This is a genomic window from Streptomyces sp. NPDC014676 (assembly GCF_043084105.1).
Lineage (GTDB): Bacteria > Actinomycetota > Actinomycetes > Streptomycetales > Streptomycetaceae > Streptomyces.
Genome location: NZ_JBIBZI010000003.1, coordinates 369743 through 394452 on the forward strand (window position 1 = coordinate 369743; position 24710 = coordinate 394452).

Annotated in this window: 21 protein-coding genes; 14 read left to right on the forward strand and 7 right to left on the reverse strand. The window is 74.0% G+C overall.

Annotated elements, in window-relative coordinates:
* Window positions 1-50 precede the first annotated feature (50 nt).
* The 4 genes from ACF1DX_RS10465 (at window position 51) to ACF1DX_RS10480 (ending at window position 3478) form a co-directional block, all read left to right on the forward strand.
* Window positions 51-1574 carry an FAD-dependent oxidoreductase gene (locus tag ACF1DX_RS10465; protein ID WP_391790785.1) on the forward strand — a complete coding sequence of 508 codons (1524 nt, stop codon included), beginning with the start codon at window positions 51-53 and terminating at the stop codon, window positions 1572-1574.
* A gap of 103 nt (window positions 1575-1677) precedes the next feature.
* Window positions 1678-2523: a polysaccharide deacetylase family protein gene (locus ACF1DX_RS10470; protein ID WP_391790786.1), complete on the forward strand. Its 846-nt coding sequence runs from the start codon at window positions 1678-1680 to the stop codon at window positions 2521-2523.
* Between the two features lie 19 nt (window positions 2524-2542).
* Window positions 2543-2728 carry a hypothetical protein gene (locus tag ACF1DX_RS10475; protein WP_391790787.1) on the forward strand — a complete coding sequence of 62 codons (186 nt, stop codon included), beginning with the start codon at window positions 2543-2545 and terminating at the stop codon, window positions 2726-2728.
* Window positions 2729-2761: 33 nt separating this feature from the next.
* Window positions 2762-3478, forward strand: coding sequence for a peptidyl-tRNA hydrolase (locus ACF1DX_RS10480; RefSeq protein ID WP_391790788.1), 717 nt, complete (start codon window positions 2762-2764; stop codon window positions 3476-3478).
* A gap of 18 nt (window positions 3479-3496) precedes the next feature.
* On the opposite strand, the gene ACF1DX_RS10485 is transcribed toward ACF1DX_RS10480, so the two are convergent.
* On the reverse strand, window positions 3497-5338 hold the full coding sequence (locus tag ACF1DX_RS10485) for a glycoside hydrolase family 76 protein (RefSeq protein ID WP_391790789.1): 1842 nt from the start codon (window positions 5336-5338) through the stop codon (window positions 3497-3499).
* Between the two features lie 20 nt (window positions 5339-5358).
* Window positions 5359-6840, reverse strand: coding sequence for a glycoside hydrolase family 76 protein (locus tag ACF1DX_RS10490; protein WP_391790790.1), 1482 nt, complete (start codon window positions 6838-6840; stop codon window positions 5359-5361).
* A 365-nt stretch (window positions 6841-7205) separates the two neighbouring features.
* Between ACF1DX_RS10490 and ACF1DX_RS10495 the strand changes: the two genes are divergently transcribed.
* The 5 genes from ACF1DX_RS10495 to ACF1DX_RS10515 all read left to right on the forward strand — a co-directional run bounded on the left by ACF1DX_RS10495 (window position 7206) and on the right by ACF1DX_RS10515 (window position 13339).
* A complete protein-coding gene (locus tag ACF1DX_RS10495) occupies window positions 7206-7850 on the forward strand; it encodes an ArsR/SmtB family transcription factor (RefSeq protein WP_391790791.1) in 645 nt (214 codons plus the stop codon).
* Window positions 7847-9181 carry an MFS transporter gene (locus tag ACF1DX_RS10500; protein ID WP_391790792.1) on the forward strand — a complete coding sequence of 445 codons (1335 nt, stop codon included), beginning with the start codon at window positions 7847-7849 and terminating at the stop codon, window positions 9179-9181. The genes ACF1DX_RS10495 and ACF1DX_RS10500 overlap by 4 nt, the downstream gene beginning before the upstream one ends.
* Before the next feature lie 280 nt (window positions 9182-9461).
* On the forward strand, window positions 9462-10766 hold the full coding sequence (locus tag ACF1DX_RS10505) for a DUF692 domain-containing protein (protein WP_391790793.1): 1305 nt from the start codon (window positions 9462-9464) through the stop codon (window positions 10764-10766).
* Between the two features lie 107 nt (window positions 10767-10873).
* Window positions 10874-11644, forward strand: a complete 771-nt coding sequence (locus ACF1DX_RS10510; protein WP_391790794.1) for a TIGR04222 domain-containing membrane protein — start codon at window positions 10874-10876, stop codon at window positions 11642-11644.
* 93 nt (window positions 11645-11737) lie between these two features.
* Window positions 11738-13339: an alpha/beta hydrolase gene (locus ACF1DX_RS10515; protein WP_391790795.1), complete on the forward strand. Its 1602-nt coding sequence runs from the start codon at window positions 11738-11740 to the stop codon at window positions 13337-13339.
* Here ACF1DX_RS10515 and hemQ read toward each other — a convergent pair whose 3' ends face one another.
* Both hemQ and hemG read right to left on the reverse strand, forming a co-directional pair.
* A complete protein-coding gene (gene hemQ, locus ACF1DX_RS10520) occupies window positions 13340-14071 on the reverse strand; it encodes a hydrogen peroxide-dependent heme synthase (protein ID WP_391790796.1) in 732 nt (243 codons plus the stop codon).
* 5 nt (window positions 14072-14076) lie between these two features.
* Window positions 14077-15534 (reverse strand): protoporphyrinogen oxidase, encoded by a 1458-nt coding sequence (hemG, locus tag ACF1DX_RS10525; protein ID WP_391790797.1) that lies wholly within the window; start codon window positions 15532-15534, stop codon window positions 14077-14079.
* Between the two features lie 156 nt (window positions 15535-15690).
* Between hemG and ACF1DX_RS10530 the strand changes: the two genes are divergently transcribed.
* Complete coding sequence (locus tag ACF1DX_RS10530) at window positions 15691-16704, forward strand: DUF4349 domain-containing protein (RefSeq protein WP_391790798.1); 1014 nt, start codon at window positions 15691-15693, stop codon at window positions 16702-16704.
* A 48-nt stretch (window positions 16705-16752) separates the two neighbouring features.
* Window positions 16753-18150, forward strand: coding sequence for an FAD-dependent oxidoreductase (locus ACF1DX_RS10535; protein WP_391790799.1), 1398 nt, complete (start codon window positions 16753-16755; stop codon window positions 18148-18150).
* A 137-nt stretch (window positions 18151-18287) separates the two neighbouring features.
* Here the strand turns inward: ACF1DX_RS10535 and ACF1DX_RS10540 are convergent, their stop codons facing one another.
* Complete coding sequence (locus tag ACF1DX_RS10540; RefSeq protein WP_391790800.1) at window positions 18288-18623, reverse strand: hypothetical protein; 336 nt, start codon at window positions 18621-18623, stop codon at window positions 18288-18290.
* Window positions 18624-18756: 133 nt separating this feature from the next.
* Between ACF1DX_RS10540 and ACF1DX_RS10545 the strand changes: the two genes are divergently transcribed.
* Window positions 18757-19578 (forward strand): rhomboid family intramembrane serine protease, encoded by an 822-nt coding sequence (locus ACF1DX_RS10545; protein WP_391790801.1) that lies wholly within the window; start codon window positions 18757-18759, stop codon window positions 19576-19578.
* Between the two features lie 7 nt (window positions 19579-19585).
* Here the strand turns inward: ACF1DX_RS10545 and ACF1DX_RS10550 are convergent, their stop codons facing one another.
* Together ACF1DX_RS10550 and hemE are read right to left on the reverse strand one after the other, a co-directional pair.
* Window positions 19586-21631, reverse strand: coding sequence for a SpoIIE family protein phosphatase (locus ACF1DX_RS10550; protein WP_391790802.1), 2046 nt, complete (start codon window positions 21629-21631; stop codon window positions 19586-19588).
* A 102-nt stretch (window positions 21632-21733) separates the two neighbouring features.
* Complete coding sequence (gene hemE / locus ACF1DX_RS10555; RefSeq protein ID WP_391790803.1) at window positions 21734-22828, reverse strand: uroporphyrinogen decarboxylase; 1095 nt, start codon at window positions 22826-22828, stop codon at window positions 21734-21736.
* Window positions 22829-22957: 129 nt separating this feature from the next.
* On the opposite strand from hemE, the gene ACF1DX_RS10560 reads away from it, so the two are divergent.
* Complete coding sequence (locus tag ACF1DX_RS10560) at window positions 22958-23668, forward strand: DUF3000 domain-containing protein (RefSeq protein WP_391790804.1); 711 nt, start codon at window positions 22958-22960, stop codon at window positions 23666-23668.
* 267 nt (window positions 23669-23935) lie between these two features.
* Window positions 23936-24598, forward strand: coding sequence for a response regulator transcription factor (locus ACF1DX_RS10565; protein WP_004923664.1), 663 nt, complete (start codon window positions 23936-23938; stop codon window positions 24596-24598).
* Window positions 24599-24710 lie beyond the last annotated feature (112 nt).

Below are 24710 nucleotides of genomic sequence, written 5' to 3' on the forward strand. Positions count from 1 at the left end.
AGGGCACAGCCGTGCCACTGAACCCGGCGCACGCGGGTACTCGGCCCCGCATGACGGAGAAGCAGCAGGCAGGCGGCTCGTACTGGCTCCAGACCGCACCGGGGGGCCGGCACCCCGCACTGACCGGGGACCTCGATGTCGACGTGGCCGTGATCGGCGCGGGCATCGCCGGTCTGTGCACCGCCCGGGAGCTGGCGCGGGCCGGGAAGAGCGTCGCGGTGCTGGAGGCCGGACGGGTCGCGGCCGGCGTCACCGGACACACCACGGCCAAGGTCACCGCCCTGCACACGCTGGTCTACGACAAGCTGCGCCGCACCCGGGGCGTCGAGGGCGCGCGGCTGTACGCCCGTTCGCAGTCCGAGGCGATCGAGCACACCGCCCGGGTCGTGGAGGAGCTCGGCGTCGACTGCGAGTGGGAGCGCCGCAGTTCGTACACCTACGTCCGGGACGCGGACCGGGTGGAGGAGCTGCGCGCGGAGGCCGAGGCGGCGCGGGAGGCGGGGCTGCCGGCCTCCTTCGTGACGGAGACCGGCCTGCCGTTCCCGGTGGCGGGCGCCGTCGAGGTGACGGACCAGGCGCAGTTCCATCCGCGCAAGTACCTGCTGGCCCTCGCGGACGACATCGTCGCGCACGGCGGGCGCGTCCACGAGGACACCACCGTCGTCGGTCTGGAGGAGGGCACGCCGTGCCGTCTGTCGACGGCGGCCGGGGCGACGGTGACGGCCCGGGACGTCGTGGTCGCCACCCACTACCCGGTCTTCGACCGGGCGCTGCTGTTCACCCGCCTCTCCCCGCGCCGCGAACTGGTCGTCGCGGGACCGGTCCCGGCCGGCCAGGACCCGGGCGGGATGTACATCACCCCGGAGGAGAACACCCGCTCGGTCCGTACGGCCCCCTACGGCGAGGACGGCTCCCGTCGCTTCCTGGTGATCACCGGTGAGCACTTCACGCCGGGCACGGGCGACACCCGCGCCCTCTTCGACCGCCTCTCCGCGTGGGCCCGCACACACTTCCCCGACGTGGAGCTCACCCACTCCTGGGCCACCCAGGACAACGATCCCACCGACACCGTGCCGCTGGTCGGCCCGCTGCACGCGGGCGCCCGGCACACCTACGTCGCCACCGGTTTCGGTGGCTGGGGCATGAGCGGAGGCATGATGGCGGGCCTGCTGCTCACCGCGCACATCACCGGCCGGGAGTGCGCGTGGAGCGGGCTGTACGACCCGCGCCGGCTGGCCTCCGCCGTGCGTGAGGCGCCGTCGTTCCTCAAGCACCAGGCGCAGGTGGCCAGGCACTTCGTCGGCGACCGGCTGCGCCCTGCCCCGCCCGCGGAGGCGCTGCCGCCGGGCGAGGGCGCCGTGGTCCGCACGGAGGGCGGCCGGGTCGCGGTCTACCGCGACGACGACGGCACCCTGCACGCCGTCTCCGCCCGCTGCACCCACATGGGCTGCCTGGTGGACTTCAACGCCGCCGAACGCGCCTGGGAGTGCCCCTGCCACGGCTCCCGCTTCGACACCGACGGCAAGGTCATCCAGGGCCCGGCGACGCGGCCGCTGGAGCGGCGCGACATCTGACGCGCCCCGGGTGGGTGCCCACGGGCGCCCACCCGGGTGAGGCCGATCCCGAAGCGACCCCACAAGCCCCACAACCCCACCACATCACCCATATTTTCATACGGTGATCACTTTCGTACGTCGAACAGCCGCCGTATGCGTCCTGACCACCGCGCTCGCCGCCTGCGCCGCCCCCCGCCCCGCCCCGCCGCAGGCCCCCCGACCGGCACCCTCCGCATCCGTGGCGCCCTCGGCGCCGCCCACGCTCGCTCCGGGCCCGTCCGGTCTGACCCCGGTCTTCCGCAACGGCCCGCGCACCGGGGCCAGGACGGTCGCCCTCACCTTCGACGCCGACATGACCGCCGGCCAGGGCCCGAGGGCGGCGGCCGGCGAGCACTTCGACCACCCCCGGCTCATCGCCGCCCTGCGCGCGCTGAAGGTGCCGGCCACGGTGTTCATGACGGGCCGCTGGGCCGAGGAGTACCCGGACCAGGCCCGCTCCATCGGCCGGGACCCGCTCTTCGAGGTCGCCAACCACTCCTACAGCCACTACGCGTTCACCGGTGACTGCTACGGCCTGCCGACCGTCTCCGCCGACCGGATGCGGACGGACGTGGAACGGGCGTACGCGGTGTTCCGGAAGGTGGGCGTGCCCGATCCGAAGCCGTACTTCCGCTTCCCCGGCGGCTGCTACGACCGTACGGCGCTCAAGGCACTGACCCCGGCCGGGGTGACGGCCGTGCAGTGGGACGTGGTGGGCGGTGACGCGTTCGCGACGGACGCGGAGGCGGTCGCCGAACAGGTGCTGGAGGGCGTGCGCCCCGGCTCGGTGGTCGTGCTGCACTGCACCCGCAGCGCGGCCCCGACGACGGAACGGGCCGTTCGGAGGATCGTCCCGGAGCTGCGCCGCCAGGGCTACCGCTTCGTGAAGGTCTCCGAACTGATCTCGGCGGCGAACGGCCGGGGCTGAGCCGTCCTACGCTGGAGGCATGAGCGACACCGACAAGGACTACTGCCTGATCGACGCCACCCGGCCGCCCGAGGCCGACGGCCCGCCGTACGCGGCCTGCGTGCTGTGCCAGGAGCCGACGGAGTACCCGGAGTCGTACAAGGGCATCACGCTGTGCCCGGTCTGCGAGTGGCGGGAGGCGGAACGCACGGCCTGCTCGGGCTGACGGGACCGCCGCGCGGGTTGGCACACTGGCCCCGTGAGCGATAACCGAACCCCTGCCGTCGACAGCCCCTTCCGCCCCGACCCCGGTGCCCGCGACGAGGCGCCCCAGTTCGTCCTGCCCCTGGTGGTCCGCATCGAGCGGGCGGCACCCCCGGCCCGTACGGACGCGCTGGAGACGGCGGCCCGCGCGGTGCTGGTGATGCTGACCGACGAGCGCTCGGCCGGCGAGGGCGAGTGGGCGCGGGCGATGCGCGACTGGCAGGACGCCCGCATCCGCAAGGTGGTGCGCCGGGCGCGCGGCGCGGAGTGGCGCCGCGCGGAGGCACTGCCGGGCATCACGGTCACCGGCAAGTCGGCGGAGGTCCGTGTCTTCCCGCCGGTCCCGCTGGACGGCTGGCCCAAGGACCTGGCCCGCCTCCAGGTCTCCGGCACCGACCTGGACGACCCCGACCCCGTGCCGCCCGCGGAGCCGGGGGTCCCCACCCTCTGGCTCAACCCCGCCCTCGGCATGTCCGCCGGCAAGGCCATGGCCCAGGTCGGCCACGGCGCCCAACTGGCCTGGTGGGAGCTCTCCGACGAGGCCCGCGCGACCTGGCACGCCACCGGCTTCCCCCTCACCGTCCGCACCGCCACCCCGGCCGCCTGGCCCGCCCTGACGGCCGGCGGCCTCCCCACGGTCCGCGACGCGGGCTTCACGGAGATCGCCCCGGGCTCCTGCACGGTGGTGGCGGACCACCCGGCACTGCGCTGACACGGCGGTGACCGGGTGTCAGTGTGCGGTGAGCGCCGCCAGGGCGCTCGCCTGGGTGCGCCAGTCCGCCGGGTTGGGGGTGGTGCCCGCCCAGCGTTGGCCGAGGCGGTTGAGGGGGTCGCGGCCGGTGGTCCAGACGGAGTCGGCCTGGCGGGCGAGGTAGGCGCGGTAGGCCGTGGAGCCGGTGGCCTCGGCGAGGTCGGCGAAGTGGCGTACGAAGATGCCCTTGAACTGCTTCTGGTTGTCGTCGCAGGTGGCGGTGGAGATGTCGCAGGACTCGGTGAGGATGCCGTCGCGGGTCAACCGGGGTGAGGTCATCGCCGCGTCCGCCAGCCGTCGGGCGGTGTCGAGGTAGCGGGCCTCGCCGGTGGAGCGCCACAGTTGGGTGAAGCCGCCGATGGCCAGGCCCTGGTTGTAACTCCACACCGTCTGGCCGTTGTTGGCGCAGTCGCGGGTCAGGCCGTCGTTGACCAGGCCCGAGGAGCCGATCAGCCCGCTGTCCAGGTACCAGTCCGCCGCCGTGGTGGCCCGCTCGCCCCACACCGTGTCACCGGCGAGGCGCTGGTGCAGCGCGGTGGTCAGCCACAAGTAGAGGCCGCTGGTGACGGCGTTCTTGTAGGTGTGCTCCCGGTCCCACCACACCCCGCCGCCGCAGGTGGACGGGTCCCAGTGCCGGTGCAGGTAGTCCGCGACGGTGACCGCCTCGTCCAGGTAGCGCCGTTCACGCGTCCGGTCGTAGGCGGTCACCCAGGCGATGCCCCACCAGCCCGCGTCGTCGACGGCGCGGCTGATGAAGTGGCCCTCGACCGGGTCCGAGCTGCGGACGCCCGCGGGGAAGACGCCCCTGTTCCGCTCGAAGGTGCGGGGGACGGCCCAGTCGTAGTCGTGCCGTCCGGTGTGCCGGGCGAAGTCCATGACGGCGGTGAGCGCGACGGCCGAGTTCCACCAACTGCTGCGCCACCAGCCCTCGTCGGTCCGGTACGACGCCATCAGCGCGTCGGCCGCGGCACGCGCCCGGGTCGGCACCGGCCGGGCCCAGGCCGTGCAACTGCCCTCCTGGTGGGCCGCCTCCCGGCCGCACGCGCGGACCGCGCCGCCGAAGAGGAGGCCGCGCGGGTCCCGGGTGGCGAACATGTCCGTCCGGGTGCCGGCCGCGCCGGACGGGACGGCCGTACGGCCCAGGGATGCGCCCTCGGGCCAGGTCGCTCCGCCGTCCCAGGAACGGTCGAGCCAGATCTCGTCGCCCGCGCCGCCGTTCTCGACGACGCCCCAGGCCATGCCGCCCGCGTGGTCCATGTGGAGGCTGATGGTGCGCCCGAACAGGGTCGTCGCCGGTACCGGGCGGTCGCCGCCGGCCGCGCCGGCCGGGTCGGCGCCGTCGCACGAGGAACCGTCGCAGACCTTCGGGTACACCCAGTCGGTGCAGGCGACCCCGGCCGCGTCGCCGCAGGCACGGATCCAGCCGCGCCGGTGCCCGACCGGGTCGGTGATGTTGTACATCAGCGTCCGCGTGCCGGTCCAGGTGCCGGGGACGGACGCCTTGCCCAGCAGGGGTTCCCAGGTGGCGCCGCGGTCCCAGGAGCGGTCCAGCCACACGGCGTCACCGGTGACAGCGTTGTCGATGCTCGCCCAGGCCATGCTGTCGGGGTCGGAGACATGCAGCCGCAGGGTCCGTCCGCTGATGTTCCGGGCCGGTACGGGGAAGGTGTCCCGCGCGGCCCTGGACGGGTCGAGGGTGTCGCAGGCCAGCGCGCACACCGGCGTCGCCGCCTGCGCGGGGGCGGGCAGGGCGGCCAGCCCGGCCAGGGCGAGGCCGAGGGCCACGAGTACGCCGAGGAAGCGGTGAGTGCGGTCGGACATCATCTCTTCCTTTCCGTCGGTCAGGGCGCGGCGTTGAACAGATCGACGGCGCTGTGCTGACGCGCCGCGTCCACCCTGTCGAGCGGCCCGTACCAGCGCAGCCCGTACTGGTCGAGGGCGTTGCGGTCGCTCGCGTGGGCGCGGTCGGCCTGGCGTCGGAGGTAGGGGGTGTACGGGTGGTCGGCGAGGACGGTGTTCAGCTCCCCGAGCCCGCGTACGTGCGCCCCCTTGAACGACGGCCCGTCCGCGCCGCAGTCGCCGCTCTCGCAGGGGTCGCGCAGGATGCCGTCCGCCGTGTTGAGCGCGGACGAGGTGGTGGCGGCGTCGGCGATCCGGCGCGCCTCGGTGAGCAGGGCGCCGTCGCCGGTCGCCCGGTGCAGCTCGGTGAGGGCGCCGAGGAGCACGCCCTGGTTGTACGACCACACCGTGTCGCCGTTGTTGCGGCAGGTGCCCAGGTCGATGCCGTCGTTGACCAGGTTCGAGCCGTTCACCATGCCCGTGCCCCGGAACCAGGACCAGCCGGCCCGCGCCCGGTCGAGGTAGGTCCGCTCGCCCGGGATCCGGTTGTGCAGCGCGGCGTTGAGCTCGATGTAGAGGGAGTTCGCGATGGCGTTCTTGTACGTCCGCGCGGTGCTCCACCACACCCCGCCGCCGCAGGTGGAGTCCCAGTACGCGGCCATGTGGTCGGCGTCCGCGCGGGCGGTGGCGAGATAGCGGCTGTCGCCGGTCAGGTCGTAGGCGGCCACCCAGGCCAGGCCCCACCAGCCGGTGTCGTCGATGTACTCGTTGCGGAACTGCCCGTCCCGCGCGTTCACGTTGAGGTCGTAGGTACGGGCGATGGCGTACTGGTGACTGCCCATGCCCGACACGCGGATGTTGTCGATGACGGAGGTGAGGGCGTTCGCCGAGTTCCACCAGCCGGTGGTGGCGAACAGGCCCGTGGAGTAGTCGTAGAGCGTCATCAGTCCGGTGGCCGCGGCGGTGCGCCGGTCGCCGGCGTTCCAGGTGGTGCGCGCCCAGGCGGTGCAGGCGATCTCGGGGCGGTCACCGGCCTTGCCGCAGGCCCGCAGCGCGCCGACGCCGTGCGCGCCCCAGTCGTCGACGTTGTACATCAGGGTGCGCCAACCGCGCTGCCCGGACGGTACGGCGGTGGCGCCGAGCCTGCTTCCCGAACTCCAGGTCCGGCCGCCGTCGAAGGAGCGGTCGAGCCAGACCTCGTCGCCGGGGTTCCCGTTGCCGACGGAGGCCCAGCCCATGGCGTCGGCGTCGTCGAAGTGGAGGACGATCGAGCGTCCGTGGACACTCGCCGTGACGGGTGTGCGGTCGCCCGGGGAGAGGGCGGGGTCGCGGGCGTCGCAGTACTTGTTGCAGACGGCGGCCGCCGCGCTCGCCGTGTCTGCGGCGGACGCGGTCGGGGGCAGGAGCGTGCTCAGGGTCGGCGCGAGCACGAAGGCGAGGAGGGCGGCAAGCCGCCGTCGGCGGGATCTTCCTACGGGATTCATGGGCGGACTGCTCCCTGTGTGGGGTGCCTTCCTGCCCTGATGTCACCTGGTGCGGCCGTGCGCGGGCCCGTCGGCGGAAGCGGCGGGCCCGCGTATGCGGGGGCAGGGTACTAGGCGGAGGTGGGGGGTGTGAGAGCGCTCTCACAAAGTAGTACTGAGCAAGAAGAGCGTCAACGAGCCGTGCGGTAAAGGGAGTCGGACCGGCTGAGGGCCAGGGCGGCGGTCCCGCACCGCCCCCATGTACCCGGCCGGACCGAGTGCTCCGCAGGCCATGACGTCCACCTGCACAGGCCTCCTTCCCCATTCCCAAAAAAATTCTGCAAAACTTCTTTTGGAAAGTGTCCGACCCGCTCTACCCTTCTGTCATGGCCGGCGAAGAACACAGACGTGTACTCGATCCCGAGCAGGACGCGGCGGCCCTGAAGGCCCTCACGCACCCCCTGCGTATCCGGCTGCTGGGGATGCTGCGGCAGGACGGCCCGGCCACCGCGAGCGAACTCGCGGTCAGGACCGGTGAGTCATCCGCTTCCACCAGCTACCACCTGCGGGTTCTGGCGAAGTACGCGTTCGTCGCCGAGGCCGAGCACCGTGACGGGCGGGAGCGCCGCTGGCGGGCGGTGCACTCGGTGACCTCCTGGAGCAACGAGGCGCTGGCGGCCTCACCGGCCAGCGGTGCCTGGCTCAGCGTGTCGCGCAGGGCCCAGATCGAGCACCTGGGGGCGTCCCTGGTCCGGCACGAGGCCGACGTCGCCGACGGGCGACTGGGGCGGGAGTGGGCGGGGCCTTCCGGGATCACCGACCTGATGCCCCGTCTGACCCCCGAGTCGCTCGCCGAACTGTGGGAGGTGCTCGACCGGAAACTGGAGGAGCTGACCGCCCGGGACGCGGGGGACCCGCGTGCCGCGCGGGTCGTCCTCCTCACGGCCGGACTGCCCCTGGCGCCGCGCGGCCCTGACGCGGAGCCGGACGCCTCCGCCCCCGCGGGGGCGGACGCCGGGGAGGCGTCGTGACCGGGCCCCTCGACGTGCGCACGGCACGGCGGCGCTACGTCACGGTCTGCGTTCTCTTCTGGCTGCCGCTGGGACTGAGCATCGCCCCCCTGGTCCTTCTGCTCACCGAGCGCGGCATGACGATGGCGGCCGTCACGGGCCTGTTCGCCGCGCACTCCCTGACCGCCGCCGTTCTGGAACTGCCCACCGGAGGACTGTCCGACGTTCTGGGACGACGCACCGTCCTGGCCGCCGCCGGCCTGCTGAACCTGGCCGCGTTGATCCTCCTGGGGCTGGGCTCCGCCCTGTGGACACTCGGTCTGGGCATGGCCCTGATGGGCGCGGGCCGTGCCCTGTCCAGCGGACCGGCCGAGGCCTGGTACGTCGACACCGTCCACGCGCGGTCCGGCCCGGACGCCGAACTGCGCACCGGACTGGCCCGCGGCTCCTCCGCGACCTCCGCCGCACTCGCCACGGGCACCCTGCTCGGCGGCGCCCTCCCCTGGCTGCTCGGGCTCGGCCCCGGTCTCGGCGCCCGGCTGAGCGACGCGAGCTCCGGGCTGGTACTGCCCCTTTCGGTCCCGCTGCTGCTGGGCGCCGCGGTCGAGATCGCCTTCGTGCTGTACGTCCTGACCGCACTGCCCGAACCGCCCCGCCCGACGGCCACCCTGCGCGACGTGCTCCGGGGCGTCCCGGCCACCGTCGCGGGCGGACTGCGCCTGGCGGGACGCGACGCGCCGGTCCGCCGGGTACTCCTCAGCGCGGGGGCCGCCGGCGGCGCCCTGGCCGCGATCGAACTGCTCACGCCGGGCCGCGCCGCGGCCCTCACGGGCACGTCGGCGTCGGGCGCGGTGCTCTTCGCCGCACTCGCCTGTGCCGGATTCGTCTGCTCCGGTGTCGGCAGCCACCTCGCACCGTCGGTCGCCCGGCTCGCGGGCAGCGGCGAGCGCGCGGTCCTGGCGGGCCTCGGCACCGGCGCGAGCGGTCTGCTCCTGCTCGGTGCCACCGCGGCGTCCACGGGAGTGTGGTCCGTGATCCTCGCGGCCGTCGGCTACGGCTCCCTCTACTTCGGGCTCGGCCTGGCCGGACCGAGTGAGAACGACATCCTGCACCGCCGGGTGTCGCGTTCCGTCCGGGCCACCGCGCTGTCCGTCCAGTCCCTCACCCTGCAACTGGCGGGAGCGCTCACCGGCTTGGCCGTCGGCCTCCTCCCGCCCGGCCCGCTGCCCTGGACGCTGGGCGGCACCGTGCTGCTGGCGGGGGCCCTCCTGTGGATCCGTCGCGGCGGGGACACCCCCGCGGCTCCGGCGGCAGCGCCTCGGCCGCACGCCGTCCCGTCGTCCCCGGCGTGAAGGCCGGGGCTCCCCGCGGGAGTTCCGGCGAGCCGAGGAGCGAAGGGGCGGAACCCTCAGGGGCCGCGCCCCCGGTGGGCCGCCGGCCACCGCCGTCGCGCCGGTGGCCGTCGCGCGGGGGCCCGCCCCGGGGCACGGGCCGGCTCTTCGCCCTCGTCCGGCCGGCGTCCCAACCTCAAATGTTCCTCTGAAGGTGGACCGGGTGCGGTTCGGGGATGCGCCGGGGGGCCATATCCCTCTCACCTACGGGGGGCCGGACACGCCGGTGGAGGAGGGGACGATGGTGCGACTGGGGACGGGGATCGGGTGGCGGCCGGAGATCGCGGAGGCCGTCGAGCACATGCCGGGGATCGACTGGGTCGAGGTCGTGGCCGAGAACGTGTGTCCCGGGCATCTGCCCGAGTCGCTGACGCGGTTGCGGGAGCGGGGGGTGACCGTCGTGCCGCACGGGGTCTCGCTGGGTCTCGGCGGGGCCGAGCGGCCCGACGCGGGGCGGCTGGCCGCCCTCGCCGAGCGGGCCGGGGCGCTCGGGTCGCCGCTCGTCACCGAGCACATCGCGTTCGTCCGGGCGGGCGGGGCACTGACCGCCTCCGGCCCGCTCGAGGCCGGGCACCTGCTGCCCGTGCCGCGCACCCGTGACGCCCTCGACGTGCTGTGCGAGAACGTCCGTATCGCGCAGGACGCGCTGCCCGTGCCGCTCGCCGTGGAGAACATCGCCGCGCTGTTCTCGTGGCCCGGCGAGGAGATGACCGAGGGGCAGTTCCTGTACGAGCTGGCCGACCGGACCGGCGTACGGCTCCTCATCGACGTCGCCAACCTGCACACCAACCACGTCAACCGGGGCGAGGACCCGGCCGAGGCGCTCGCCGAGCTGCCCCTGGAGGCCATCGCGTACGTCCATGTCGCGGGCGGGTTCGAGCGGGACGGCGTGTGGCACGACAGCCACGCCCACCCCGTGCCGCGACCCGTGCTGGACGTGCTCACCGACCTCGCCTCCCGGGTCGCCCCGCCCGGCGTGCTGCTGGAGCGGGACGAGAACTTCCCGGAAGCGGAGGAGATGGAGCGGGAGTTGGGTGCGATCCGGCGGGCGGTCGAGGAGGGGGCGGGACGCCGGGAGGCGGGCGCGGCACCCGTCGTGGGCGGCCGTCCCGGTTCCGGGCGGGGTGCCTCCGAGGCCGCCCGGGAGCGGCTCGCGCTCGTGCAGACCGCGGTGCTGTCCGCGCTGGTCGCGGGGACGCCCGTACCGGAGGGGTTCGACCGGGTGCGGATGGGCGTGCAGGCGCGGGCGCTCGCCGCCAAGCGGGCCGATGTCGTCGCCAAGGTCGCGCCCGAGCTTCCGGTGATCCTCGGGAAGGGGTACCGGCCCGCGTTCCTCGCGTACGCGCAGACGCAGCCGATGACCGGCGGCTACCGGCGGGACGCGCTGGACTTCGCCGAGCACGTGCTGGCCGAGCGGCCGGAGAACACGGCCGCGCGGCGCGAGTTGCGGGAGTGGTGGCTGGAGCGCTCCGGGTCGAGGCCGCGTTCGCGCAGGCCGGCGGTGCGGCTGGCGCGGGCCACCCGGCGGGTGCTGCTGCGGCGCTGACCGCCGGCGCCCGGCAATCCGAGCGGAACGTCACATACCGGCAACACTCCGTCCCGGATCGTGAACAGGGCATGGTGTTGTCACGACCGCGCGCTTACAAACATTTCATGTTCTGGGTCCCTCTTCTGCTCCTGGCCTGGGCCGTCGCCGGTGTGACGTGCCTGCGGCTGTGCCTGGCCGCCGTGCGCGGCGCCGCCGTGACCGACTCCGACGCGGGGGCGGGACGCGATCTGACGCTGTACGAGGCCGCGTTCCTGTCCGGTGGCCCCGGGCGGGTCGCCGACGTCACGCTCGTCGCGATGGCCCGTCAGCGGCGGCTGCTGCTCGCGCACACCGGCTGGGCGACGGTGGTCGATCCGCGCGGGCGGGACGAGATGGAGCGGTCGGTGATAGGGGCGATAGGACCCCAGGGGCAGTCGCCGATCGCGCCGGTGCGGGCCGCCGCGGCGACCGCGGACGCCGTGCGCGGGATCGCCGAACGGCTGGTCGGCGCCGGGCTGGCGGTGCCCGACGGTGCCGGTACGACCGTCGCGGAGGCGGTACGGCAGGTGCGGCTCGCCGTGCCGGCCGTGGCGGGACTGGGGGCGGCCGCCCTGCTCATGCCCGTCCCGTCGGACATGCCGCGCCATCTGGTCGCGCTGTGGTTCGCGCTGCCGCTGGTCTTCACGCTGGGCTGTCTGGCCGTCGCGCGGTTCGAGGTCCACCCGTACTCGCCCTGGGCCTCCCCGGCCGGTCAGCGGCTGCTGGGCGCGCTGCCCCGCGGCGCCGGCGACGACCGCACGTATCTCACCTCCGTCGCGGTGCACGGCATCCGCGCGGTGGGCGAGCCGGAACTGCGCGCGGCCTTCGCGCACCGGGGGCCGCATCAAGGGCATTGATGCCGACACCCCGGCGGGCGGTGCTTGCCTCACGCCAACTCCAAGCGAAACATCCCTTTTGTCGTTGTTGTGCCTCGAAGGGATCGTTCGTCGATGAGAACCGCCGTCGCCGTCCATGTGGCCGCCGGGTCCTTGCTGCTCACCACCCTGGCCGCCGCCCCGGCCGGCGCGGAACCCCTCACCGCCGAGTCGCGCGGCACCGCGACGGCCGCCGCGCGGGCCGCGGCCGAGGGCATCGGCTTCGGTCCGTGCCCCGCCGGGCAGGAGCTCCCCGGCACCGTCCAGTGCGGCACGGTCCGCGTCCCGCTCGACTACGCCCGCCCCGACGGGAAGCAGATCGAACTCACCGTCAGCCGCGCCCGGGCCACCGGGAAGGACCCCGGCAACAGCAAGCGCAAGGTGCGCCGGCAGGGCTCCCTGGTCCACAACCCGGGCGGGCCGGGCGCCGGCGGCATGTACTTCCCGATGATGGGCGCGCTGCCCGAGTGGAAGCGCCTCGCGGCGGCGTACGACCTCGTCGGCTACGCCCCGCGCGGGGTGGGCCGTTCGGCCCCGCTGTCCTGCACGGACCCGGGGACGTTCTTCGAGGGCCCCTCGGAGGCGCCCGTCCACCCCACGGCGGCGTACAAGCGGAAGCGCGTCGCGCGGGCCAAGGCGTACGCGCGGGGGTGCGCCGAGCGGAACGGCGACTCCCTGCGGTACTACAACTCGCTCAACAATGCCCGTGACCTGGACGTCCTGCGCGCCGCGCTCGGCGAGAACCGGCTGACGTTCCTGGGGTCGTCGTACGGCACGTACCTCGGGGCGCTGTACGCCACGCTGTTCCCCTCGCACGTACGGCGGATGGTGTTCGACTCGGCGGTGAACCCGGACCCGGAGCGGGTCTGGTACCGCAACAACCTCGACCAGTCGGCGGCGTTCGAGGACCGCTGGGCGGACTTCAAGGCCTGGGCCGCCCGGCACGACGACGTGTACGGGCTGGGGGACACGGCGCACGAGGTGCAGGACGGTTACGACAGGGCCCGTGCGCGGCTGGCGAAGGAGCCGGCGGGCGGGAAGGTCGGGCCCGGGCAGTTGCAGGCGGCGTTCCTGAAGGCCGGTTACTACGACGACCACTGGCCGCACCGGGCGCACGCGCTGTCGGCGTACCTGAAGGGCGATCCGGCGCCGCTGGTGGAGCAGGCCCAGGAGTATCCGGAGGCGGCGGCGGAGGCGGAGAACGCGCGGGCGGTGTACCTCGCCGTGGAGTGCAACGACGCGCCCTGGCCCACGGACTGGGCGGTGTGGGACCGGGACAACACCCGGCTCGCCCGCCGGGCGCCCTTCGAGACCTGGGGCAATGTGTGGACCAACCTGCCGTGCGCCTACTGGCGGGCGCCCCGGCAGCGGCCGCTGGACGTGCGCGCGGGCAGCGGTGCGCTGCCGCCGACGCTGGTCCTGGCGGCGGAGCGGGACGCGGCCACCCCGTACGACGGGGCCCTGGAGCTGCACCGGCGGCTGGCGGGGTCGGCGCTGGTGACCGAGCGGGACGCCGGCAGTCACGGCCTCGTGGGCGGGACCAACGCCTGCGTGCACGGCCACCTGGAGGCGTATCTGCTGGACGGCCGGGACCCGGGGCGGCGCGCCTCCTGCGCACCGCACCCCGAACCCGAGCCGGCGAGCGATCGGGCCGGGAAGGACCGGCCCGCCGTCTGATCAGGCCAGGCCCGCGACCAGTTCCGCGACGTCCTTGCGGCGGCCCGTGAAGAACGGGACCTCCTCGCGGACGTGCCTGCGGGCCTCCGAGCCGCGCAGGTGGCGCATGAGGTCCACGATGCGGTGCAGTTCGTCGGCCTCGAAGGCGAGGATCCACTCGTAGTCGCCGAGCGAGAACGAGGCGACCGTGTTGGCGCGCACGTCGGGGTAGCCGCGGGCCATCTTGCCGTGGTCGGCGAGCATGCGGCGGCGGTCCTCGTCGTCCAGCAGGTACCAGTCGTAGGAGCGCACGAAGGGGTAGACGCTCACGTAGTCGCGGGGCGTCTCGTCGGCGAGGAACGCCGGGATGTGCGACCGGTTGAACTCGGCGGGGCGGTGCAGCGCCATGTTCGACCAGACCGGCTCGAGGGCGCGGCCCAGCTTCGTGCGGCGGAAGAGGTTGTACGCCTCCTGGAGCTGGTCGGCGGTCTCGGCGTGCCACCAGATCATGAGGTCGGCGTCCGCGCGCAGGCCCGACACGTCGTAGGTGCCGCGGATCGTGACGTCCTTGGCGGCGAGCTGGTCGAACAGCTCCTGGACCTCGTCGGCGTACCCGGCGCGGTCCTCCGGCAGGACGTCCTTCAGCTTGAAGACGGACCAGAGGGTGTAGCGGATGACCTCGTTGAGGTCCTTGGCCAGCTTGCCCTTGTTCGGGATCCGGTCGGGGGCGGGGGTGGTGGCGTCGTCACTCATGTTCCTCATTCTCCCGCTCCGCCGTGGAGGCTCTGCACCGGGTGGGCGGTGAGCTGCTGCACACCGTGCAGGTCACCGTGGATCTGGTCGGCGGCGGCGTACGCGCTGGCGATGCACGCGGGGACGCCGACGCCGTCGTAGGCCGCGCCGCACACGGCGAGCCCGGCGAGCCCGGCGAGGTGTTCGCGGACGCGGGCCACGCGCGCGTGGTGGCCGACGGGGTACTGGGGCAGGCCGTCCTGCCAGCGGGTGACGCGGGCGGCGACCGGGGCGGCGTCCAGGCCGACGGCGGCCTTCAGGTCGTGCCGGGAGACCTCCACCAGGTCGGCGTCGTCGCGGTCGAGGATCTCCGTCTCGCCGTGGCGGCCCACGGAGGTGCGCAGGACGACCAGGTCCGGGTTCTCCTCGGCGATCCAGCCCCATTTGGCGGAGGCGAAGGTGGACGCCTTGACGGTGCGGCCGTCGACCGGCGGCACCAGGAACCCGCTGCCCTCGGGCAGGGCGGTCTCCGCGCGGCGGTAGGCGAGGGTGATCAGCGCCATGGAGGCGTACTCGACGCCGGCGAGCTCGGCGGCGGCGCCGGGCGCCTCGGCGCGCAGCAGGCCGGCGGCGGCCGGGGCGGGGGCGGCGACGACGACCCCGTCGGCGTGCAGCGCCCGGTCCCCGGCGACGATCCGCCAGCCGTCCTCCGGTTCCCGGCGCAGCTCCGTGACCGGCGTGCCGGTGAGGATCTCCACGCCGTCCGCCCGCAGCGCGTCGGCGACCGCGAGCGGGAGGGTGCCCACGCCGCCCGCGACGCCCATGAAGACGGGGCCGGTCCCCGCCGAGGCGGCGGACTTCGCCTGGATCCCGCGGACCGCCTCGGTGAGGGAGGTGTGGGTGCGGGCGGCCTCGAAGAGCTGCGGGACCGCCGAGCGCATCGAGATGCGGTACGCGTCGCCCGCGTACACCCCGCCGAGCAGGGGCTCCACCAGGCGGTCGACGACCTCGCGGCCGACGCGCGCCGCCACGTACTCACCGACGGCCACGTCGTCGCCGACCTCGGTGCGGGGCAGGTCGGCGTCGCGCCCGATCCGGGCCAGCCCCTCGTCGGAGAGGACGCCGGCGAGGGCTTCGGCGGTGCCGGGCACGCCCATGACGTGGCCCTTCGGCATGGGGCGCAGGGCGCCCCGGGTCCACAGCGAGGCGGTGGCGGTGGCCGGCGGCTGGAGCCGGTCGGCGAGGCCCACCGCGCGGGCGAGACCCACCGCCTCGGGACGGCGGGCCAGCAGCGACTCGGCGCCGAGGTCGACGCGCACGCCCGCGATCTCCCCCGGCAGCAGTTTGCCGCCGACCCGGTCCGAGGCCTCCAGCACGGTGACCCGCGCCCCGTGCTCCCGCAGCCGGTGGGCGGCGGCCAGCCCGGCGATTCCGGCTCCGACGACGACGATGTGCCGCCCGGAGCCCGTATGTGATCCGCTCATGGCTCCACCCTCTCAAACACCACCGGCGCCCCCGCCAGGGCCATGTGGCCCTGCCGAGTCCCTACCGTGACCGCATCGGGACCGTCCGGCGCCAACGTTCCGCACCCCTGCCGCGTCGAAGGAGCGTCAGTCATCACGACACCGGGGGAGCCCCAGATGCGTACACGACGATCCCTGCGACCCGCCCACGCCCTGGCCGGGGTCCTGCTGGCGGCGGCCGTCGCCGTCAGCGGGTGCAGCGGCAGCACGGACGACTCCGGCGCGTCCGGGGTCGCCGACGAGGCCGCCGCCGCGCCGGCGGAGGGGCAGGCCGCGCAGGAGGACGCGAAGCAGGGTGCCGGCGGCGGCGCGGCGGACGGCGCGAAGGCGACCGCGGCGCCGAAGGTCACCGCGAACCACGTCATCCGCACCGCCTCCCTGACCGTGCGGGTCGAGGACGTCCCGAAGGCGCTGGCCGAGGCCCGGACGACGACCGAGACCGCGGGCGGCTACATCGGCGACGAGACCACCGACCGGGACGAGGAGGGCCACGAGCACACGCGCGTGGTGCTGCGCGTGCCCGTCGGGACGTACGACGAGGTCCTCGCCGACCTGGAGGGCACGGGCAAGCTCCTCGAACGCAGCGCGAAGGCGCAGGACGTCACCGACCAGGTCGTCGACGTGGAGAGCCGCATCACGACCCAGCGGGCCAGCGTGGCCCGTATCCGCGAACTGATGGACCGGGCCGACAAGCTCAGCGACGTGGTCACCCTGGAGGGCGAGCTGAGCAGCCGCCAGGCCGACCTGGAGGCCCTGCTCGCCCAGCAGGCGTCCCTGAAGGACCGTACGGGCCTGGCCACCATCACCCTGTCCCTGTCCGAGACGCCGGTGGAGGAGACGCCGAAGGACGACGATCCGGGGTTCACGGACGCCCTCGCGGGCGGCTGGGACGCGTTCGTGACGATGCTGCGCTGGCTGGCGGTGGCGATCGGCGCGGTGCTGCCGTTCGCGGCGCTGGCGGTGCTGCTGGTCCTGCTGTGGCGGAAGGCCGTACGCCCCCGGCTGCCGCGGCGGCCGGAGCCGGCGCCCGTGCCGAGCGCCTTCGGCCCGCTGCCGGCGGCCCGTCCGGTGTCGTCTCCCGCGCCCTCCCCGGCGCCCCGGCAGGCACCGGACGGGGACGGGAAGGACTGAGAGGCCCTCGAACGGGACTGAAATCCCCTCCCCCCGTAGCGTGTTCGCATGAACATGAGCGATGCGCGCGGTACGAGGGAACGCCTGGTGGTGATCGGCGGTGACGCCGCGGGGATGTCCGCGGCGTCACAGGCCCGCCGGCTGAGGGGTCCGGACGAGCTGGAGATCGTGGCGTTCGAACGCGGCCACTTCACCTCCTTCTCGGCGTGCGGCATCCCCTACTGGGTGAGCGGTGACGTCCCCGACCGGGACCGGCTGATCGCGCGCACCGCCGAGGAGCACCGCGCGCGGGACATCGATCTGCGGCTGCGCACCGAGGTCACGGAGATCGACCTCGACCGGGGGCGGGTCCGCGCGCGGGACGTCGATTCCGGCGCCGAGTCCTGGACGTCGTACGACAAACTGGTGATCGCGACCGGTGCGCGGCCGGTCCGCCCGGAGCTGCCCGGCATGGACGCCCCCGGGGTGCACGGCGTGCAGACCCTGGACGACGGACAGGCCCTCCTGGACACCCTGTCCCGCACGCGCGGGCGCCGCGCGGTGGTCGTCGGGGCGGGTTACATCGGCGTGGAGATGGCCGAGGCGATGATCAAACGCGGCTACGAGGTGACGGTCGTCAACCGCGGCGAGGAGCCCATGGCGACCCTCGACCCCGACATGGGGCGCCTGGTGCGCGAGGCCATGGAGGGCATGGGCATCACCATGGTGAACGACGCCGAGGTCACCAAGCTGCTCACCGGGGACGACGGCCGGGTGCGCGCGGTCGCCACCGAGGACGCCGAGTACCCGGCGGACGTCGTCGTGCTCGGCATCGGGGTACGCCCGGAGACCGCCCTGGCACGGACCGCCGGGCTTTCCCTGGGGGAACACGGCGGGCTGCTCACCGACCGGTCGATGCGGGTGCGCGGGCACGAGAACGTCTGGGCCGGCGGCGACTGCGTGGAGGTCCTCGACCTGGTCTCCGGACAGCAGCGGTACATCCCGCTGGGCACGCACGCCAACAAGCACGGCCAGGTCATCGGCGCGAACGCCGGCGGCGGCTACGCCACCTTCCCCGGCGTGGTCGGTACGGCGGTCAGCAAGGTGTGCGACCTGGAGATCGCGCGCACCGGACTGCGGGAGAAGGACGCCCACCGCGTGGGCCTGCGCTTCGAGGCGGTCACCATCGAGTCGACCAGCCGCGCGGGCTACTACCCGGACGCCTCCCCCATGACGGTGAAGATGCTCGCCGAACTGCGCACCGGCCGCCTCCTGGGCGTCCAGATCGTCGGCCACGAGGGCGCGGGCAAACGCGTGGACATCGCGGCGGTGGCCCTCACCGCCGGCATGACGGTCGACCGGATGACGGCCCTGGACCTGGGCTACGCCCCACCGTTCTCCCCGGTCTGGGACCCGATCCTGGTGGCGGCCCGCAAGGCGGCGGCGAAAATCCGGGCGACCATGTAAAGAGGGGCAGGTTCAGCGCCCCTGAAAGGGGCGCGGGGCTGAGTCGATGTGCGGCTCCGCCGCGTGGGCTCGACCAGCCACAACGGACCGGCACCCCGCAACGCGACCGAACCCCTACGGCGCGACCCGAAAAACCCTCACGCCGTCCCATTGATCCTCTCGATCGCCTGCCGCGCCTGCTCCGCGGGCGGGCGTGACGGCAGCGAGGCCACCGACGCGCCTGCGGCGCCGGCGGCGGTCGGCGCCGCAGGCGCCGGCTCCCCCGCCGGCCTCGCATGCGCAGCGGCCTTCGCGGAACGCAACCGATGACTCACCGCCTCCTCCAGCGTCACCGGCCGCCGCATCTGCGAGGCGAGCCGCCCCGCCTCCTGCCCCAGCCGGGCGACGTCCTCCCACGGAAGGCGCACCACGAGCGTGAGCTCGGCCTCGCCGTCGGGCAGCGCGTGCATCGCGGGAGCCACTCGGTCGTTCATCGCCAGTTTCCTCACGTCGGCCCCGCGGCCCCTTCCCCGGGCCGCGGACGGTCGACGAGTCATACGCACGACCGGACGGCGGCGTTCAGCGGCGTCGCGGATTCACCGCCCGTCACCCGGGCACAAGGGGGATGTGGTCATCCCCGTCCATGACGTGAACCCCGCGCGGCGCACCCCCTGGGTGACGTACGCGCTGCTCGCCGCCAACATCGTCGTCTTCGTCGCCCTCACGCCGGGTGTCGTCGGTTCGCTGACCGGCGGGAGCGGTCTGGCCGACCTGTGCCGTCTCCAGGCGTTCCTGGACCGCTACGCGGTGGTGCCGCGGGAGCTGATCCACCACCGGATGCCGGACCTGGTGCCCACGGGCGACACCGGGGTGGGCCCGCAGGGCCCGGGATGCGTGATCGGTGCGCCGGGCTACGACAAGTCACCGGAGCTGAGCATCCTGACGGCGATGTTCCTGCACGGCGGCTGGCTGCACCTGCTGGGCAACATGCTCTTCCTGTGGATCTTCGGCAACAACGTCGAGGACCGCATGGGCCACATCCGCTTCCTGCTCTTCTACGCCGTCTGCGGTTACGCGGCCTCGTACGGTTTCGCCCTGCTGAACGCCGACTCGGGCGAGCCCCTGATCGGCGCCTCCGGGGCCATCGCCGGGGTGCTGGGCGCCTACCTGGTGCTGTATCCGAAGGCGCGCGTGTGGGTGCTCGTACCGTTCCTGATCTTCCTGCCGCTGCGGCTGCCCGCCTGGATCGTGCTGGGCCTGTGGTTCGTGCTCCAGGCGGTGTACTCGTCGGGCCGGGGCGTCACCGACGCCGGGACGGTGGCGTACGTGGCGCACGTCGTCGGCTTCGTGGCCGGCATGCTGCTCGCCTGGCCGCTCAAGCCCGGCACTCCCCCACCGCCGGAGCCGCGCGGCATCCTCTTCGGGCGGCGGGCGCGGCCGGACTGGTAGTCCGGCCCTACCGGCCGGCCGTCCCGTGGTCGTCGGCGGGGGCCACGGGCAGGCGCAGGGCCAGCATGGCCACGTCGTCGTCGTTGTCCACGGTGAGCTGGTCGGCGAGCAGCGCGTCGCAGAAGGCCTCCAGCGGGTGTCCGACGGCGGCCGAGGCGTGCAGCCGCAGCCGTTCCAGGCCGACGGTGAGGTCCTCCTCCCGGCGCTCCACCAGCCCGTCGGTGTACAGCAGCAGGGTCGAGCCGGGCAGCAGCGGCTGTACGGCGCTGGCGTACTCGGGCTGTGGATCGAGTCCGAGCATCGGGGACCGGGCCCCGGTCAGGAAGCGCGCGGTGCCGTCCGCCTCGACCAGCAGGGGCGGAGGGTGTCCCGCCACGGAGTAGTTGAGCTGGAAACGGCCGGGGGCCGGGCGTTCGACGCGGGCCAGGACGCAGGTGGCGGTGCACTCCAGGTACAGGGTCTGCACGGCGACGTCCAGCCGGCGCAGGATCGTGCCGGTCGGTTCCTGGCGGTCCAGGGTGAGTCCGCGGAGCATGTTGCGCAACTGGCTCATGGTGACGGCGGCGGGCAGGTCGTGGCCGGAGACGTCGCCGATGGTGAGGACGGTGGCGCCGTCGCGCAGCACGAACGAGTCGTACCAGTCGCCGCCGACCTCGGCGGCCGCGGTGCTGGGCCGGTAGCGGACGGCGATGCCGAGGCCGGGCACGTCCGGCGGATCGGTGAGCAGGCTGCGCTGGAGGGCCAGCGCCACCTGCCGGGTGCGCTGGTACTCCAGGGCGTTGCTGAGGGGGGTGTGGGCCCGTTCCAGGAGGGTCCGCAGCAGGCCGATCTCGGTCCGGCCGAGGGGCGGGCGGTCTCCGCTGACGGACACGGTGACCAGGGCGGCGGTGGTGCCGTCGACGACGACGGGGAGCAGGACGACACTGTTGGCGTCCCGGGCCAGCCAGGGCTCGCCGCCGGGCGGGGCGAGGCCGGGCGGGGGCTCACCGGGCGGGAAGACGGCGTGCAGCGGGCTGCGCCGGTCGGCGACGCGGGCGAGCGGGCTACCGGGCCGCAGGTGCTCCTCGTGGTGCGGGGGCGGGTCCGGCAGCCCCGGGCGGGTGACGGCGGCGACCCGTTCGGCGGTGAGCGGGGTGCCCGACGGGCGGTGCAGGGCGTGCGGCAGCAGGTGGATGGTGCAGGTGTCGGCGATGTCGGGCACGATCACACCGGCGAGGGCGGCGAGCATCTCCTCCAGCCGCACGACGCCGGCCGTGGCGGTGGTGGCCCGCGCCAGCAGTTCCTCACGCCGGTTCTCCTGCCACTGCTGTTCGACGTCCGTGCAGGTGCCCGTCCACTCGATCACCGTGTCCCCGTCGCGCACCGGTGCGGCGTCGACGGCGAAGTGCCGGTAACCCCCCGTGGCCAGTCGCAGCCGGTAGGTGTGGGTCCAGCGGGGCGTCTGCTCCTCCAGCGCCCGCTGCCACGACTCGACGGCGGCGGCGCGGTCGTCGGGGTGGACGGCGTCGATCCATCCGTCGCCGCGGAACTCCTCCCAGCTCTGCCCGGTCACCCGCTGCCAGCCGGGGCTCGGCTCGGTCACCCCGCCCTTGGGGCCGGTCACCCACACCATCTGGGATCCGGCGTTCACCAGACTCCGGTAGCGCTGCAGCGCGCGGCGACGCTCCTCGGACAGGACACGGATCCGTTCCTCGCTGGTCACCTGCTCGGTGACCTCCACGATGACGCCGAGCACCCCGTGCCGGCCGTCGCTCATCGTGGCGCGGGACATGCTGAACGAGAAGTAGCGGGTCGTGCTGCCCGCCGAGCCGGGGTAGGCCAGGTCGACGGGTACGGCGGTGAGCACCTCGGCCGTGCCCGTGGCGAAGACCCTGTCGAAGATGTCGAAGTAGCCGGACTGCGCGAGGTCGGGAAAGGCGTCGCGGACCGTCCGGCCCAGCGGACGGTCGCCGAAGGTGTCACGGTAGACGGCGTTCATGTACGCGAGCCGGTGTTCCGGCCCCTGGGTGACGACCACACCGATCGGGGCGGGGTCGAACATCTCGAGCCTCATGCGGCCTCCACCTGCCCGTACCCGGGAGCGAACGTGGCGGGCGACGTGTGCCCAGTACCCCGCCCCCGGGTTCCGACGCGCGTGCGGCGCGCACGCGGTGGGTCAGCGCGCGGTCCGCGTGTGGACGTACTCCACGAGACGGGTCAGGGCGTCCGGGTCGGTGGACGGCATGACGCCGTGGCCGAGGTTGAAGATGTGGCCCTCCAGCCCGGCGGCCGCCTCCAGGACCTCCCGCGCCTTCGTCTCGACGGCCTCCCGGCCGGCGAACAGCACGGTCGGGTCCAGGTTGCCCTGGAGCGCCTTGCCGGGGCCGACGCGGCGGACGGCCTCGTCCATCGGGACGCGCCAGTCGACGCCGACGACGTCCGCGCCGGCCTCGCCCATGAGCCCCAGCAGCTCGCCGGTGCCGACGCCGAAGTGGATGCGCGGGACGCCGTGGCCGGCCACCGCGTCGAACACCTTCGCCGAGGCGGGCAGCACCGAGCGCCGGTAGTCGGCGGGGGCGAGCGCGCCGGCCCAGGAGTCGAAGAGCTGGACGGCGGACGCGCCGGCGGCGATCTGCACCTTCAGGAACGCGGCCGTGATGTCGGCGAGGCGGTCGAGCAGGTCGGCCCAGAGCTCCGGGTCGCCGTACATCATCGCCTTGGCGTTCTCGTACGTACGGGACGGGCCGCCCTCGACGAGGTAGCTCGCGAGGGTGAACGGGGCGCCCGCGAAGCCGATGAGCGGGGTGGGCCCGAGCTCGCGGGTCAGCATGCCGATCGCCTCGGTGACGTAGGAGACGTCCTCGGGGGCGAGGTCGCGCAGCCGGGCGAGGTCGGCGCGGGTGCGCACCGGCTGCTCGACGACCGGGCCGATGCCTGGCTTGATGTCGAGGTCGATGCCGATGGCCTTGAGCGGGACGACGATGTCGCTGAAGTAGATCGCCGCGTCCACCTGGTGGCGGCGCACCGGCTGGAGGGTGATCTCGGTGACCAGGTCGGGGCGCATGCAGGAGTCGAGCATCCCGATGCCCTCGCGGACCTTGCGGTACTCCGGCAGTGAGCGCCCGGCCTGCCGCATGAACCACACCGGCGTGTGCGGCACGGGCTCGCGCCGGCACGCCTTGAGGAAGGCGGATTCCTGGACTGCGTCGTTCCTGACGGGATCGGGGGTCGCGGTCGGCGTCTGGCCCGTCGGGCTTGCGTTGGCACTCACACCGGCAAGTCTCGCACGACCCTCCGGCGCGCCCGGACCCCAGGGCTCACGGGGCGGGATCCGGACACCGCCGGGCGGCGCGGGTGTCCCTCCCTGCGCCGGGGGCCCGTTCCGCTTAATCTTCCCCGCATGGCTGCGGCTCAGGGACGACTGTCGGACGGCGCTGGCGGAATGGACGAACGGAAGGAGACCGGAGGGGACTCCGGTCAGGGGGGTGCGGGAGGTGCCGGGGGTGCGGGGGGTGCGGGGGGTGCGCCCCCGCTGCCCTTCCGGGCCGCCGTCGAGGCGCTGCGCGGCGCGCGGCTGCGGCCGCAGATCGAGGTGGATCCCGCGCCCGCCCCGAAGCGGCTCGCCCCGTACGCGTACGCGCTGGAGGCGGCGGTCGTCGACGGCGAGGAGGACCTGGCCGACGGGCGGCTGGTGCTGCTGCACGACCCGGCCGGGCACGACGCCTGGCGGGGCACCTTCCGTCTGGTGACGCTGGTGCGCGCGGAGCTGGAACCGGAGATGGCGGCGGACCCGCTGCTGCCGGACGTGTGCTGGTCCTGGCTGACCGGCGCGCTGGCGGCGCGCGGGCTGACGTACGGCGAGCCGAGCGGCACGGTGACGCGGGCGAGTTCCCACTACTTCGGCGGGCTGTCCGCGCGGCCCGCCGCCTCGCAGATCGAGATCCGGGCGTCCTGGACGCCCCGGGAGGGACTGGGCGGGGCCCCGGACACGGCCGCCCATCTGGCGGCGTGGTCCGATCTGCTGGCTCAGGTCGCGGGGCTGCCGCCGGCCGCCGCCGGGGACGCGTCCGTGGTGACGCTGCCGCAGCGGAGGGGGCCGCAGTCGCGCTGAGCCTCCCGCGCGGGGCTCCCGGCGATCACTCTCGCCCGTCTCTTTGTCGACACGGCCACTTTCGGAAGCGTTGCGACGCGGATCGAAACCGTTCGGTCTTCGAATGATCGCTCGTGCGTCCGAATTGCTCGGATTGTTACTCATCACTTCGTGATCATTCGTTAAAGGACATCAGGTTTATTGCCGAAGACGACTGTGACCTTGAAAGCACGGTTCGTCCCCACTGCACCCCCCACGAGCCGGCCCGTCCCGCACCCAGGAGGCCTGGTGTCCGTTCTCCTCGAGCAGCCCGCAAGCCTGGTCGCCTACCGCCCGAACAAGCCGACCGCCATGGTGGTCGTGGCCGACCCACGCGTCCGTTCCACCGTCACCCGCCATCTGTGGGCGCTCGGTGTACGCGATGTCATCGAGGCCTCGTCCGTCGCGGAGGCTCGTCCCCGCATCGGCAACCCCCGCGACATCTGCGTCGCCGAAGTCCATCTGCCGGATGGTTCCGGCCTCACCCTCCTTTCCGAGACCCGCGCGGCCGGCTGGCCCAACGGCCTCGCCCTCTCCGCCGCCGACGACATCGGCGCCGTACGCAACGCGCTGGCCGGCGGAGTGAAGGGGTACGTCGTCACCGGCACCCGCACCAACCTCGGGCTCCCCACCCGCCCCGGTGCCGCCCCCATCGGCGCCGCCGCCGCCCGTCTGCACCGCCGCCCCCCGGGTGCCCCGAGCCACCCGGGCGGCTACCGGGAACTGTCCGGCCGCGAGGTCGAGGTGCTGCGACTGGTGGCGGAGGGCCAGTCCAACAAGGCGATCGGCGTCTCCATGGGCCTGTCGGCGCTGACCGTCAAGAGCCACCTCGCCCGCATCGCCCGCAAGCTCGGCACGGGCGACCGCGCCGGCATGGTGGCGGTGGCCCTGCGCACCGGCATCATCCACTGACCGCTCCCACCCGTCCCGTTCCGCCCCGCCCACGGGCTCACGCACACGATCGCTCACCCTCCTGACCGGAATACGACCCACCGGCGCCCGTCACGGAACACAACCGTCGACG

Bases quoted from the DNA above. Each gene is read 5' to 3' on its own strand.
- ACF1DX_RS10465 (WP_391790785.1), top strand. From the start codon at position 51: ATGACGGAGAAGCAGCAGGCAGGCGGCTCGTACTGGCTCCAGACCGCA.
- ACF1DX_RS10475 (WP_391790787.1), top strand. From the start codon at position 2,543: ATGAGCGACACCGACAAGGACTACTGCCTGATCGACGCCACCCGGCCG.
- ACF1DX_RS10485 (WP_391790789.1), bottom strand. From the start codon at position 5,338: ATGTCCGACCGCACTCACCGCTTCCTCGGCGTACTCGTGGCCCTCGGC.
- ACF1DX_RS10490 (WP_391790790.1), bottom strand. From the start codon at position 6,840: ATGAATCCCGTAGGAAGATCCCGCCGACGGCGGCTTGCCGCCCTCCTC.
- ACF1DX_RS10495 (WP_391790791.1), top strand. From the start codon at position 7,206: ATGGCCGGCGAAGAACACAGACGTGTACTCGATCCCGAGCAGGACGCG.
- ACF1DX_RS10505 (WP_391790793.1), top strand. From the start codon at position 9,462: ATGGTGCGACTGGGGACGGGGATCGGGTGGCGGCCGGAGATCGCGGAG.
- ACF1DX_RS10510 (WP_391790794.1), top strand. From the start codon at position 10,874: ATGTTCTGGGTCCCTCTTCTGCTCCTGGCCTGGGCCGTCGCCGGTGTG.
- ACF1DX_RS10515 (WP_391790795.1), top strand. From the start codon at position 11,738: ATGAGAACCGCCGTCGCCGTCCATGTGGCCGCCGGGTCCTTGCTGCTC.
- hemQ (WP_391790796.1), bottom strand. From the start codon at position 14,071: ATGAGTGACGACGCCACCACCCCCGCCCCCGACCGGATCCCGAACAAG.
- hemG (WP_391790797.1), bottom strand. From the start codon at position 15,534: ATGAGCGGATCACATACGGGCTCCGGGCGGCACATCGTCGTCGTCGGA.
- ACF1DX_RS10530 (WP_391790798.1), top strand. From the start codon at position 15,691: ATGCGTACACGACGATCCCTGCGACCCGCCCACGCCCTGGCCGGGGTC.
- ACF1DX_RS10535 (WP_391790799.1), top strand. From the start codon at position 16,753: ATGAACATGAGCGATGCGCGCGGTACGAGGGAACGCCTGGTGGTGATC.
- ACF1DX_RS10540 (WP_391790800.1), bottom strand. From the start codon at position 18,623: ATGAACGACCGAGTGGCTCCCGCGATGCACGCGCTGCCCGACGGCGAG.
- ACF1DX_RS10550 (WP_391790802.1), bottom strand. From the start codon at position 21,631: ATGAGGCTCGAGATGTTCGACCCCGCCCCGATCGGTGTGGTCGTCACC.
- ACF1DX_RS10560 (WP_391790804.1), top strand. From the start codon at position 22,958: ATGGCTGCGGCTCAGGGACGACTGTCGGACGGCGCTGGCGGAATGGAC.